This window comes from Fibrobacterota bacterium (assembly GCA_019509785.1).
Taxonomy (GTDB): domain Bacteria; phylum Fibrobacterota; class Fibrobacteria; order UBA11236; family UBA11236; genus Chersky-265.
The window spans coordinates 52,264-64,607 of sequence record JAEKLQ010000036.1 but is presented as its reverse complement, the minus strand read 5'-3'; the positions used below and the strand labels follow the sequence as shown (position 1 = coordinate 64,607).

Genomic DNA, 12,344 nt, shown 5'->3' with positions numbered 1-12,344 from the left:
GCTTTAGCTGAACCAAAACAGCAGGTCAAAACGGAAGCTAACCAAGGGAACACGGGCTCGACTGCTGACAATCAGAAGAGAGTTATAACCCCGCTTCCTTGGATCAAAGAGCTTCCCATGAAGAAGGAAACCATCGCGGCGGCTTACGCTGCGGAAGCAGCTCCGGATCAAGCGGTCCACCTATTGGCTGCGCTCGGCGTGATGAAACATTACCTCTATTCTCGCTGCGGACGGATCCCTGCGTACGGAGATCAGGCTTGGTATTACTGGATGGAGTACGGCGGCGGGATGAAGGTTTGGAAGGAACCATCTTCCTCGCCTGCGGGACGATATGTGGACGACGAAAAGTTCCGCATTGAGGTTTTATCACGGTTCTTAACCCCTGCTTCGGTGGAATTCTACCGCAATTCGCCCCAATTCCACGAGTCACTAACGCGCCTTGTTATGGAGGCAGAACAGGCCAAACGCGATTTGCCCAAGGTGTTTGGCCTGGTCCTAGGGGGCCAACTTATCGAGCAGATGCCGAATTGCGCAAATCAGAGCTCGGGACTTTGCTTCCAGGAGATGCGAAATAAAAACTCCAGCGAAGGCGATGATTTTTCCAATATGTTATTCGGGAGCCTAGCGGCCGCGGCGGGCGCATGGCAGCCGGATTTGCTCGGCGACGCGGTAAAACTCGTCGGAGTTTCCGTTCCGGACTGGGTCGCGTCGGCCACCCCGATGGTGGGTCAGATTTGGAATTCCATGCTCGTTGCGGTTCAAGTGCGAGCATCGGCAAGAGATGCAAATTTCCGCGAGGACCTCGTCGAGAAGTTCGGTCCTCCCACCCGGGAAATAAAGACTTCGTTCCGGAACACATATGGTAAAGCATGGACAGCCCCTGAAATGGAGTGGAAATCCAATGACCTGCACGTGCAATTCGTTCTCGATCAGAAGCAGGACGATGAGCAGGCCTGGGGCGTATTGCTCATCGAGAATGCTGTAGCATATAAAGCACGCGCGGAGTACGAATCAAAGCAAAAAAAACAAAGGACGAAGCTCTAATTTCCGAACCAAACGCACCCTTGGATTAATTCCTTAATCTGCTCTGGTGAGCCCTGCTTGCTCTGAAATGGGCTTTCGCTTTACGCTGCGGGCGAGCGCTCCGGGAGTCGGCCCTCTCCACTTCGCGCCTGTCCTCGCGTAGCAGGCCAGCCCTGAAAAGCCGCTTCGCCATGGCGCGAACTCTGCGGGCTGACGCCCGCGTCCGCGCGGGCGTCAGCCGATATCGCACCTTCCGAGCTTATTGGAAGTCGACCAACTCCACGTCGAACACGAGGGTTGCGTTCGGGGGAATCCGGGGCGGATAGCCTTGGGGGCCGTAGCCGAGTTCGCCCGGGATGAACAGGGTCCGCTTCTCGCCCTTCTGCATCATCATGATGCCTTCGTCCCAGCCGGGAATGACCATGCCCGAGCCGATTTGGATTTCGATGGGTTGCCCGCGCGTGTAGCTGTTGTCGAACTCGGTACCATCGGTGAGGCGGCCGGCATAGTGGACCTTTACCTTGGCGCCCGGAGCGGGCTTGGGACCGGCCCCGGGGCGGGTCACGACGTACATGAGGCCCGAAGGGGTTTTGATTGCCTTCTTCCGCAAGGCCTCGTCTCCCGCCACGGCCTTCTTCTTCTTGGCCTCGTTCAGGGCGGCCGTCTTTTTCTCCAGCGCCTGGAAGGCCGCTTCATCGGCCTTGAACTTCTTCGCCTTCGCGCCTTCGCGAATGATGCGGATGCTATCGATGACGGTGCCGACCACCACCGCGTTCACCACGTCCTGGCCTTCCACCACGTGGCCGAAAATGGTGTGGTGATCGTTGAGGTGGGGGGTGGGCACGTGGGTGATGAAGAATTGGCTGCCGTTGGTGCCGGGACCCGCGTTGGCCATGGCCAGGATGCCCGGGCGATCGAACCTCAAGGAGGGGTCGAACTCGTCGGCGAACTGGTACCCGGGCCCGCCGGAGCCGTTCCCATCGGGGTCGCCGCCTTGAATCATGAAATTAGGGACGACCCGATGGAAGGTCAATCCATCGTAAAAACGCGTTCCCGCGGGTTTATTGGTCGACTTGGCGCCTTCGGCGAGGGCGACGAAGTTGATTACCGTCAGAGGGGCTTTCTCCGGCTCCAACTGTGTAGTTATTTTTCCCTTCGCCGTGAAAATCGCGGCATAGAGGCCGGGAGCCAAGGGACCCTTCGATTCGGGGGCGGCCTTGGCTACGGCCGCGGTATGGGCCGTGTCGCTGGCGGGCGCGGCTTCGGACGAGGGGGTTCCCGCGGAACCTGCGCCAGTTGATAGGCCCGGAACGCAAACTGCGAAGACGAGCGGTAACGCCGCCAAGGGGATTCTGGATTTGCCAATGGCCAAGGGATGCTCCTTTGCATGGCCCGGATTCCGATGGCGGATCCGGGACGTATGAGCGGTGAAATTAGCAACTTCGGCCGGACGGAATAGGGGAAGAGGATGAGGACTGGATTCGGTGGGCGGGCTTTCATGACGGCCGTTCTGATGGTCGCGGCGGCTTGGGGGCAGGATGCGCTTACCCTGACCGGGGTGGTGCGGGATTTCGCGGAGTTGCAAGAAGGGCAGGCCACGGGGGGGCATCCCGATTTCAACCCCAACCAGGACACCAGCGGCCATGAGAACTGGGGCTGCTTCGACAAGCCGTCGGCGGCCCAGGGCGCGGTGCAGAACGCGCCCGTCGCTTCCGACCCCAATCCGGACAAGCTTCCCGGCTTCATCCACGCGGATCGGGATTCGGTGGGCCCCGGGCTCAAGGCGGGATTCGATGCCCCGCCCAACTGCTTCCGCAGCCGCTTCAACGAATGGTATACCACGCGCACCCCGGACATCAATCGCGCCTTCTTCCTCGACATGACCTTCAAGAAGAACGGTTCGGTGTACACCTTCGACAGCTCCGCCTTCTTCCCGCTCGATAGCAATCTGCTGGGCGCCTTGCGCCCCCAGGTGCCCTCGGTGACCACCACCTTCGGCAATCGGCAGACCGGCCTCAAGGACGGCGTGGACCTGGCCTCCCACAATTTCGGCTTCACCCTCGAGCTGCACGCGAAGTTCAGCTACCACAAGGGCACGGGCCAGCGCTTCGATTTCCGCGGGGACGACGACGTGTGGGTGTTCATCAACGACAAGCTCGTGATCGACCTGGGCGGCATCCACAACGCCGAGTACGCGGCGGTCGATCTGGACAATCTGGGACTCACGGACGGCAAGTCCTACTTCCTCGACTTCTACTTCGCGGAAAGGCGCATCATCTCATCGCGCCTCACCATCACCACCTCGCTGGAACTGGAACCGCCGAACAAACCGGATCCTCCCGTCCCGCCCAAGCCGGTGAAGGCGGTCGAAGGATGGCTGTACGATCGCGACGGGGACGGCATCGCCGACAAGGCGGAGATCGCCCTGGACAGCGTGCCTGACAAGACGCCAACCGCTTTCGAACTGGATCTGGCGGGCGAGGCCGCTCGCGGGGGCTGGGACATCGGCCTGGATCAAGCCAAGACGCTGATCACGTCGCATTCGCAACTCTTCACCAAAGCGGTGACGGGCTGGGACGAGAAGGATCCGGCCAACCGCGGTAAGGCCTTCGCCGAGCCGGCGACGGGCCTCTTGGCGGGGGATTTCCCCCTGCATGATCGCGTGGGGGCGGTGATCGATAAGGCTTGGAAGATCATCCTCGACACCGCGTTGAGCCAGGTCCCCAAGCCCCTGATACGCATCCGCTTCACAGAACCGGTGGCGGTGGCCGCGCCTAGCGTGCTCAAGTTCATGGATCAGAACGGCGTCGAGAAGCAAGTGGATCTGATCGATGCCACGCCCGATTCCCTGGTAGGCGGCCGCTCCGTCTCGTGGAGCTTCACCATCGCCCCGGGATCCCCCAACGTGCCCGGGATAGGCTGGAAGACCGCCATCGCCGGCGTCACCCAGGTGACGGATGCGGCGGGCAATTCTTCGCATCCCGCCAATCCCTGGCGCGTCATCGATGCCAAGCTCCCGGGCGTTACCATCGGGGACTTGCGCGCGGAGGCGGGCGGGAAAATGGTACCCGGCCCCAATCCGTCCCAGGTCCGCGATCCCTTCGTGCTACTCACCAGTTCCCAGTCGGCGGGGGTGGCCAAGGATTACGCCGCCCTGCATCCCGCGACGGCGGAAGATTGGATCAGCACCCGCTATGGCGATGCCAATCCCGGTTTGGCCGTTTTCACCTTCAAGCTTTCCCATCCCGCCATCGTGAAGCTGGACGTGTACGACAATCTGGGCCAGTTCGTCAACCGCTCCCAGGTGGAAGTGACCCGGGACGATTTGCAATCGGGGAAACTCGCGCGTGACCCCGCTACGCGCGCCTATCTGCTACGCCTGGGATGGGTCCCCATCTCCCAGGACGGCCATCGCATCTCGACCGGCGCCTACATCCTGAGGGCGGATTTCGAATATGGGCTCGATCCGCGCGATTACGTGGAAAGGGGAAGCCAGGTGAAGGTGGCGCGCTTCGGTTTCGTGCGGGACGCCGGCCTGCGCGGCCTGGGTCTGCCCTAAGCGGCTTAACCGCTTTTCCCGGAACCCTTTGCAAGCGCCGTAGCAGGTTTGCTAAACTATAGCCCGGTCGATCCCTCCCGGGGGTCGGCGGCCGCGAGGGCGGGAATTGCGCCTGCGTCCGCATGAAAGGGTTCGATGAAAGTATCCGAATTCGAAGCCAAGCTGGGAACCGTCTCGGACGCCAAGCTGCGGCAAATGCTTTCTACGGGCCGGGAACACGGGCCCCAGGTGGCGGTGGATTTGATCCTCGCCGAGTATCGCCGGCGTGGCATCGAAGATATGGACGCGGCCCACGCATCCGCCGAAGTCCGCTCCGACAGCATGGCCACCTCGGCCTATCCCAAGGAAGTCGCAGGCGCTTTCGGCGCCGACGCCCCCTTGGATGCCTCCACCGATGCCGCCATGCCGGCCTTGTCCCCGGAGTGGTTGTCCGAAGAAACCAAGTCCGGCATGCCGATGGCGCTCAAGGCCCTCCTGCTGATTGCCGTCGTGGGGGCCATCCTGGCGGTGGCCTGGAAGTTCACGCGCTGATCCTGCGGAATTAAGCATGTTCGCTATTAGTGGTTCGGCCAGGCGTTTGCCTGCCATCGGAACGTTCTGGGCCATGCTGGCCATGGCCACGCTGGCGCAGCAGGAAATCCTTTTATGGCCCAAGGGGGCCCCCCTCGCGAACGGCACCCTCTCTACCGGCACGGCCTCCACCGGTAAGCCGAGCATCACGCCCTTTCCCGCGTCCAAGCCGAACGGCGCCGCCATGGTAATCTTTCCCGGCGGGGCCTACGTAAGCCTTTCGAGCACCTACGAAGGCAACACTCCCGCCCAATGGCTCGCGAGTAAAGGCGTATCCGGTTTCGTGGTGAAATACCGCTTGGGATCGAACGGGTACCATCATCCCGTCGAGATGTGGGACGGTCAGCGCGCGGTCCGCTGGGTCCACGCCCACGCGGCCGAGTATGGCATCGATACCTCCCGTATCGGCGTCCTCGGGTTTTCCGCGGGCGGGCATTTGGCCTCCACCGTGTCTACCCATTACGACAATGGCAATCCTTCCGCCGCCGATAGCGTCGACCGCCATCCCTGCCGCCCCGCGGTTTCCATCCTCGGCTATCCGGTCATCACCATGCAATCTTCCTTCACCCATTTGCAATCGCGCGATAACCTGCTGGGCCCCAATAACAGCCAAGCCATGATCGATTCCTTGTCCAGCGAAAAGCAGGTCAACGACAAGACCCCGCCGGCGTTCCTTTTCCACGCCATCGACGATGGGGCGGTGCCCATCAAGAATCCGCAATCGTATTACGACTCCCTGCAGAAGCACCATATCCCCGCCTCCTTCATGAAATTCGATCATGGCGGCCATGGCTTCGGAATGGCCGACGGCCAGCAAGGCGCGCCCAACGATTCGGTCCTGCATACCTGGTGCGATTCCAGCTTGAAGTGGATGGACAAGCAGGGATTCTTCACGGCCAAGAGCACCTCCCTCACCCCTCCCGCGATGCGATCCGGAACGATGCGTGCCGATGCGGTTTCCCGCCGGCCCGATTTTCTTTTCGAAGCCCCCGACGGCGAGGCCTCCGACGCCCTCGGCCGACGCCCTTAACGTCCCTCCCGTTTCTTACTTTATTCCCGGATGCAGCAGGTCTTCACCGGTTCTCGGCATGCCGCCGAATTCGATTTCATGTACCGCATCATCCAGGCGGCGGGCGATATCCTCCTGGCGGGCCGGGCCGCCGGCACCGAAGTCACCTACAAGGCCGATAACTCCATCGTCACCAACGTCGATCACCAGTGCGCCGCCTATCTGGACGGCGAGATCGCCGCCGCCTTCCCCGGCGATGCCATCCTCAACGAGGAAACCTGGCACCTCAATCCCAAGGAAGCCCCCTGGCACGAGGCCCATCGCTGTTGGATCTTGGATCCTCTCGATTCGACTTCCAGCTTCATCCGGAACGGGCAGCACTACGGCGTGATCCTGGCCCTGGCCGTGGACGGGAAGCCGGTGGTCGGCATGACCTACAAGCCCGAACTGGGGGAGATCTATTTCGCCGCCGAGGGCGAGGGGGCGTTCCGGGGGTTCCTGGCCGTCGATGCGCCCTTGGAAGTGCTGCCGGTAAAGGTGAATGCCGAGACCCGCCTGAGCCTCATCACCTCGCATGGTCGGCAATCCCCGGGGCTCTCCGATTTGATGCGGGTGCTGGGCAATCCGCATTACCATCGCATGAACGGTTCCCTCAAGATCAACGAAGTGGCGCGCGGCGCCTACACCGCTTTCGTCTCGCCGCGCCAGAATCCCATGTGCCTATGGGATTTGGCCGCCCCGCAGTTGATCCTGGAAGAGGCCGGCGGCTGGCTGACCGACCTGGACGGCCGGCGCTTGGATTTCCGCAGCCAGGATCCGGTCTTGAGGCAGGGCATCGTGGCCTCGAACCGGATGGTGCATTCCTTGATATTGGATAAGCTGGCGCGCGCGCGGGAATGAGCCGGGCCCGTTCCGCGGGGCCCTGAAGTGGGGGACCTTAACGAATGGGCCCTTAATACTCCGCTTGCAAAACGAGTTTGTGGAAGCTGAGCTTGTCCTGCCCGGGATAGGTGCCGATCTCTTCGGCGGTATACACGTAGCTCAGGTAGACGATGTAGCCCACGCGGACCCCGAAGGTGGGATAGCCGTCGTTGAGGCCCATCCCGATATAGGCCACCTGCCGGCCGTTCATCCAGCCCTCATAGGCGGCCCCGAGCTTGAGCTGCTTGAACCAGGGCGTGCCGGGGATGAGGAAATGCTGCCAATCCAGGTTCACCACCAAGTGGTTCCCCAGGTCGGGCACCCAGTTGACTCCGGGATGCCAGGATAATCCCAGATCGACATCCGGGCGGACGAAGCTTTGATCGAGCACGGTGGGGAAATCCAGCAGCGAGAGGCCCGCCGTCCAGGCCTTATCGATGTCCTTCTCGGCGCCCAGATTGAGGCCGGCGCCCTGCTCGGTCTGGGCGATGTCGCCGGCCACCTGGATCTTGGCGATCTCGCCGAATATCCCGGAGGTTTTCCTCTCCAACCGATGCTTGGCCGTGTAGAAATCCTCGTCGCCCGGCCCCACCAGGCGATCATCGTAACGCAGCCGGTACATATACTTCAAGGCGACGCCGAAGCGGTAGCCATCGTCGACGGCGAAGCCGCGGCCCGCGGTAAGCACGACGTCCGACAAGGCGCCGATCCCGAGCACGGGAGTGACGACGGCCTTGGCCACGGTGAGATCGTAGCGGGTATCCAACAGGGCGGCCATGCCCACCCCCTGCCAATTCCCGTAGACGATCATGGAATTGGAAAAGGGGGCCCACTTATCGTCGATGGGGCCTATATGGGCCAAGAGGGAATCGAAGTTGTTCAGGTTCTGGGAATTGTCCTTGGCCCATTGGGCGTAGTCGAGCAGCACGCCGTTGACGCCCATGTCCGCGGAGACTCCGAAATCCCCTCCGGTGGCCCGGCCCAACGCGGCGGGGTTGAGGAAGAGGGCGGAGGCTCCGTGGGAGGAGGCTACCCCGGAACGGCCCATGGCCTGCGACTCGAGATCGCGGAACTGGGGCCCGGACTCCGCCATGACCGGGTGGGGCAGGAGCGTGAAGGCGGCCAGGACGGCCGGGACGGCGAAGCGGGCGAGGGCGCGCGGGCCCGAAGTCGCGCGGGCGCTCATCTTACGTCCTCGTCGATCCAGCCGTCGCCGTCGTTATCGATCCCGTCGAAGATCTCCTCGTCCACCCCGAAGGTGCCGGAGGTCCATTCCGAGTTGGGGGGAGGGATGCCCGATTTCCAGATATGCTTATACTGACAAGCTTTTATGGTGGCATCCTTGAAATCCATCTTGCTATCGGGTTCTTGCGCCGCCGCGGCTTTATAGTCGGCGGGGAGCCTATCGACATCATCGAGGCAACTGTGCTTGCCCGATTCCCCGACGTTCAGGACCGGGGAGTAGTAGGCCAAGAGGGAATCGTCGCCATAATGCTGGGCCAGGTAGATGCGGTTTTCCAAGGAACCGATGCAGAACTTGCGTTGGAAAGGCGGCGGCGGCATGGCCCGCAGGGTGTCCATGTCGGGGCAATCGTTCTGATGCCCGGCGACATCGTGCCAGACCATGGGCGGCGGCGAGGTGCCGATCATGTCCACGGTCAGATTGCCGTCGTCGTCGTCGTCCATGCCCTTCGCGTTGCGGGCGTCCTCATCCTTCAAGCCGTCGTAATCGTTGTCGTGATCATCGAACATCTCTTCGTCGATGCCGTAGGTCCCGCTTTGCCAATCGCTGCGCACCACCCCGTTACGCTTAGGCGGCGTTACCGTGGGCTTGAGGATGGTGGTATAGGTGGAGCAGGTGACGGTCTGCAAGTGGAGCTTGAGCGCATCGTCTATGACCAATTTAGATGCCACGTCGATGCAATGGTGGATCATGATGGACCTGCGGGAATTCTTGGAGGTGTCGAAGGCGACCGGCCGTTTGAGCCATTCCGGATCGGTGAACTTCACGTACAAGTCTGGATAGTGGTAGCGATGCAGCGGATGCCCGATGTTGGCCGCATCGTAGTTGTTGGGCGAATTCATGTACTTGAGGAAGGTGAGGGTGTCGTCGTAATCGAAGCGGATGCCATGGTCCCGGTCGTAGTCGTGCCAAACCATGGGTTCGGTGCGGGTCGTATCCTGGGTGTCGAAGTCGTTATCCTTGTGATCATTGTATCGCATGAAGGAAAGGAAATCGCTCAGGTTGGAGACGTCGGTGACGATGCTGGTCAGCTGTCCGCTCAGCTTGGTCTCGTTATGCGCGTTCATGGCGCCGGTGACCGAGTCCAGGTTGTAGCTGGAGGCCGCGATGGGCCCCTGCATGTGGTCCAGGAAATCGTTGATGTCGTTCGGGTTGCTGGAGATCTGCTTGGCCTGGACGTCATTGCTGGTCAGGCTGTCGATATTGATGTTCTGGGTGAGCAGCTTGAAGCGTTCGAAGCGGTTCAGCTCGCTGGCGGGCCCTTCGGGGCATTTCGCCTTATAAGCCGATGTGGCCCGGCAGGCCTCCGCGGAGCCGTCGTCCGGGCAGATATTGCGTCCGCAATCGCGGGAGACATGGTTATCGCCGTCCAGGTCCAGCGCGCCGAGCATGCCTTTGATGGTTTCCAACAGCCCCAGGTCCAGCCGGGCGACGCCTTCGGAGACGTGCCCGTCGCCGGCGGTGTCCCCGTCGGGAAGCAGTTTCCATCCTCCCGGGATGACCACGGTGTCGCGGGCGTGCCGCAGGATGTGTTCCAGGTTCTCCACCGATTGCGCCACCGGATAGTAGGTGCTGTCGATCTTCTCGATGCTGGTCCCGGAGTCGATGAAGGGGATTCCCTTCGCGCCGTTCCCGTCCTGGTTGCGGCGTTTGTTGAACTCGTTGTTCAGGGTGGTGTAATCGATCTTATACTCGGCGGCCAAGGCCTTGGCATCGAACAGGTAGGCTTCCGACCCGCGGTAGTTGAGCTGCATGGCGCGCGCGAACCAACCTTCCGCGGCCGGAAAATCGCCATCGTTGATGGCCTTGTCGCCCTTGAGCAAAAGCCCTTCATAGGTGAGATCGCCGCGGCTATCGGAGGCCAGGGGCGAAAAGAGATTGCATCCCGCCAACAGCACGCCCAACGCCAGGGTGGCGATGGAAAGTACCGCTAAGGCGGAAGGCCATCCGCGATATGGGGGCACGTTCTCCTCCTCAAGGTTCCATAAAGGATCCGGCGCGTCCTCGAATCGCCGGATACGGGGAAAGATACCCTCCAGTTCCCCAAAAACGATTAGGAATCTAAAGGCGAATAGGGGCCCGCGGCCCCATGCGCTTGGGGAGCTTGCGGCATGCCCCGCCGCGATGCCAGGGCCATGGACCGGTCCTGTACCGGCCGGTACGGAGCGATGGACGACCCGGAATGCCGGGTGCTATACTCGAATCGTGCTCACCTACGCAGTCACCGCATTCCTGTCCGGCTTCGTCCTCTTCCTGTTGGGCTTATCCCTTTTCATGAGCCGGGAGAACCGGAAGTTCGGGGACAATCAATTCACGATGAAGCTGCTTCCGCCTCCCCCGCGGAAAGGTTGCACCCCCGTCAAGAGGCGCGTCCGCGCCTATATCGCCGGCGTTCCGGGATCCTTGCGGGCCGGCCGTATCCCCACACAGGCCTTTTCCGACGCCGCACGGCGCGCTTAAGCGCCGCCGAGCTTGGCATAACCCGCTGCCGTTTCTAAATTAGCCCCGTTCCGTGGTGGTCGTAGCTCAGTTGGTAGAGCAGTGGATTGTGGTTCCACTGGTCGTGGGTTCAAATCCCATCGATCACCCCAACTTTTCCCCTTGAACGATGCTTTAAGCCTAAGGGCTTAAGATTGCACCGGGAACACCGCCCCCCGCCCGGGGCTCATAGCGCCAATACGAGAATTCCCGCCAGGATGAGGCCCGTCCCCATTCCCGTTTTGAAGGTAAGGCGCTCCCCCAGGAAAACCGCCGCCAGGATTATCGTCATCGCCAGGCTGGACTTGTCCAGGGCGGACACCGGACCGGCTTTGCCCGCTTGCAGGGCCCGGAAATAGCACAACCATGACAACCCCGTCCCGAGCGCCGACGCCGCGAGGAAGAGCAGGGTTCTCCGTGACAGGGAGGTTACCCCGGCCGCCTGGCCTCGTGCGAAGACGATGCCCCATGCGATAACCAGGACGAAGCCGGTGCGCAGGGCGGTGGCGAGATCGGAGTCGATCCCCTTGAGGCCGCCTTTGGCGAAGAGGGTGGTGAGGGCGGCGAAGAACGCGGAAAGGAGGGCGTAGATCCACCAGGACATTTTTTTCCTTTCGTTTTGTGCAAAAAGTAGTTCGCTGGGGTGGGTCTGGCGGTCCCGGACTGCGGATCCGGTTCGGATGCTCGCTGGTCGTGGATCCGGGTCTTCCGTGTTTCGGGGAGACGACGCCCGCGCATTCTTCTTCGAGGTCCCTTGTATCGCGCGCGCGGGCTTTCGCTGGGTTTGATCCGTTCCCTACCCCGAAGCACGTACGCTCGCGAACTCACCGGCTCCGCAGGCCGGGCCCGCCGGATCGACCCGGCAGCGATCGCTTTTCGCCGGACCGGCGGAAAGCGGGGATGTCATGCTTGGGGGATCGACGCCTCGCGCGCGGCGGAGAAGAACGGGATGGGTGCGATTGATTTGATTTGGGGGATGGGCCGATTCATCTTGACTCATTGTAGCCTGTAGGCTACATTTTGAAGCGTATCGCGCTAGGTTGAAATCGGGTAACTTCGGGGATGCAATTATTTCCATACCCTTATCAAGCTGAGGATTGACTATGGCCCGGGCTATCGGATCTACTGCGGAAAGGATGGGAGGGCGCTCATCCCCCTCATCACTGGGGGGGCGAAGCGGGGACAAGCCCAAGATATCGAAAGGGAAAAAGGATATTGGGCGGATTACCAAAAAAGAACGGCCCGCCCGCGCGGCTTACGAAACCTATCTCCACCCCGCGCTCCGGGATGATCCGGATCGCGCTTTAGGATATCTTACCGAATGCTTCAACGACGAGTACGAGGAAACCTTTCTCGTGGCGCTAAAGGACGTTGTCCTCGCCCATGGAGGGATGGCGAAGATTTCCATGGCTTCCGGCCTCAACCGCGAGAGCCTATACAAGGCGCTCTCCCGCGGAGGCAACCCGGGGGTGGATACCTTGCGGAAGATCCTGGCGGCGTTGAAGGTAAAGATCGCCTTCGTCAAAGCCTAGAAAGCGAAT

11 protein-coding genes and 1 tRNA gene are annotated in these 12,344 nt (G+C 61.6%); 8 read left to right on the top strand and 4 right to left on the bottom strand.

Features of this window, described 5'->3' with window-relative positions; genetic code table 11:
- Nucleotides 1-117: 117 nt before the first annotated feature.
- Nucleotides 118-1,044, top strand: a complete 927-nt coding sequence (locus JF616_10080) for a hypothetical protein (GenBank protein ID MBW8888090.1) — start codon at nucleotides 118-120, stop codon at nucleotides 1,042-1,044.
- A gap of 238 nt (nucleotides 1,045-1,282) precedes the next feature.
- On the opposite strand, the gene JF616_10075 is transcribed toward JF616_10080, so the two are convergent.
- Nucleotides 1,283-2,632: a peptidylprolyl isomerase gene (locus JF616_10075; GenBank protein MBW8888089.1), complete on the bottom strand. Its 1,350-nt coding sequence runs from the start codon at nucleotides 2,630-2,632 to the stop codon at nucleotides 1,283-1,285.
- Between JF616_10075 and JF616_10070 the strand changes: the two genes are divergently transcribed.
- The 4 genes from JF616_10070 (at nucleotide 2,603) to JF616_10055 (ending at nucleotide 7,061) form a co-directional block, all read left to right on the top strand.
- Entirely contained in the window at nucleotides 2,603-4,582 is a 1,980-nt protein-coding gene (locus JF616_10070; protein ID MBW8888088.1) for a fibro-slime domain-containing protein, read from the top strand. The two genes, JF616_10075 and JF616_10070, sit on opposite strands and share 30 nt — an antisense overlap.
- A gap of 135 nt (nucleotides 4,583-4,717) precedes the next feature.
- Nucleotides 4,718-5,113 (top strand): hypothetical protein, encoded by a 396-nt coding sequence (locus JF616_10065; GenBank protein MBW8888087.1) that lies wholly within the window; start codon nucleotides 4,718-4,720, stop codon nucleotides 5,111-5,113.
- Nucleotides 5,114-5,129: 16 nt separating this feature from the next.
- Nucleotides 5,130-6,182 (top strand): alpha/beta hydrolase, encoded by a 1,053-nt coding sequence (locus JF616_10060; GenBank protein MBW8888086.1) that lies wholly within the window; start codon nucleotides 5,130-5,132, stop codon nucleotides 6,180-6,182.
- A gap of 30 nt (nucleotides 6,183-6,212) precedes the next feature.
- Nucleotides 6,213-7,061: an inositol monophosphatase gene (locus JF616_10055; protein MBW8888085.1), complete on the top strand. Its 849-nt coding sequence runs from the start codon at nucleotides 6,213-6,215 to the stop codon at nucleotides 7,059-7,061.
- Nucleotides 7,062-7,113: 52 nt separating this feature from the next.
- Here JF616_10055 and JF616_10050 read toward each other — a convergent pair whose 3' ends face one another.
- Both JF616_10050 and JF616_10045 read right to left on the bottom strand, forming a co-directional pair.
- A complete protein-coding gene (locus tag JF616_10050) occupies nucleotides 7,114-8,268 on the bottom strand; it encodes a hypothetical protein (GenBank protein ID MBW8888084.1) in 1,155 nt (384 codons plus the stop codon).
- Nucleotides 8,265-10,289 carry a hypothetical protein gene (locus JF616_10045; GenBank protein ID MBW8888083.1) on the bottom strand — a complete coding sequence of 675 codons (2,025 nt, stop codon included), beginning with the start codon at nucleotides 10,287-10,289 and terminating at the stop codon, nucleotides 8,265-8,267. The genes JF616_10050 and JF616_10045 overlap by 4 nt, the downstream gene beginning before the upstream one ends.
- Before the next feature lie 241 nt (nucleotides 10,290-10,530).
- On the opposite strand from JF616_10045, the gene JF616_10040 reads away from it, so the two are divergent.
- Both JF616_10040 and JF616_10035 read left to right on the top strand, forming a co-directional pair.
- Nucleotides 10,531-10,785, top strand: a complete 255-nt coding sequence (locus tag JF616_10040; GenBank protein ID MBW8888082.1) for a hypothetical protein — start codon at nucleotides 10,531-10,533, stop codon at nucleotides 10,783-10,785.
- Nucleotides 10,786-10,840: 55 nt separating this feature from the next.
- A tRNA-His gene (locus JF616_10035) sits at nucleotides 10,841-10,916 on the top strand.
- 74 nt (nucleotides 10,917-10,990) lie between these two features.
- On the opposite strand, the gene JF616_10030 is transcribed toward JF616_10035, so the two are convergent.
- Complete coding sequence (locus tag JF616_10030) at nucleotides 10,991-11,407, bottom strand: EamA family transporter (GenBank protein ID MBW8888081.1); 417 nt, start codon at nucleotides 11,405-11,407, stop codon at nucleotides 10,991-10,993.
- Between the two features lie 532 nt (nucleotides 11,408-11,939).
- On the opposite strand from JF616_10030, the gene JF616_10025 reads away from it, so the two are divergent.
- Complete coding sequence (locus JF616_10025) at nucleotides 11,940-12,335, top strand: putative addiction module antidote protein (protein MBW8888080.1); 396 nt, start codon at nucleotides 11,940-11,942, stop codon at nucleotides 12,333-12,335.
- Nucleotides 12,336-12,344: the final 9 nt, after the last annotated feature.

Coding starts and splice junctions, on each gene's coding strand:
- JF616_10080 (MBW8888090.1), top strand. CDS start 118: ATGAAGAAGGAAACCATCGCGGCGGCTTACGCTGCGGAAGCAGCTCCG.
- JF616_10075 (MBW8888089.1), bottom strand. CDS start 2,632: ATGCCCCCCCGTGGCCTGCCCTTCTTGCAACTCCGCGAAATCCCGCAC.
- JF616_10065 (MBW8888087.1), top strand. CDS start 4,718: ATGAAAGTATCCGAATTCGAAGCCAAGCTGGGAACCGTCTCGGACGCC.
- JF616_10060 (MBW8888086.1), top strand. CDS start 5,130: ATGTTCGCTATTAGTGGTTCGGCCAGGCGTTTGCCTGCCATCGGAACG.
- JF616_10055 (MBW8888085.1), top strand. CDS start 6,213: ATGCAGCAGGTCTTCACCGGTTCTCGGCATGCCGCCGAATTCGATTTC.
- JF616_10050 (MBW8888084.1), bottom strand. CDS start 8,268: ATGAGCGCCCGCGCGACTTCGGGCCCGCGCGCCCTCGCCCGCTTCGCC.
- JF616_10030 (MBW8888081.1), bottom strand. CDS start 11,407: ATGTCCTGGTGGATCTACGCCCTCCTTTCCGCGTTCTTCGCCGCCCTC.
- JF616_10025 (MBW8888080.1), top strand. CDS start 11,940: ATGGGAGGGCGCTCATCCCCCTCATCACTGGGGGGGCGAAGCGGGGAC.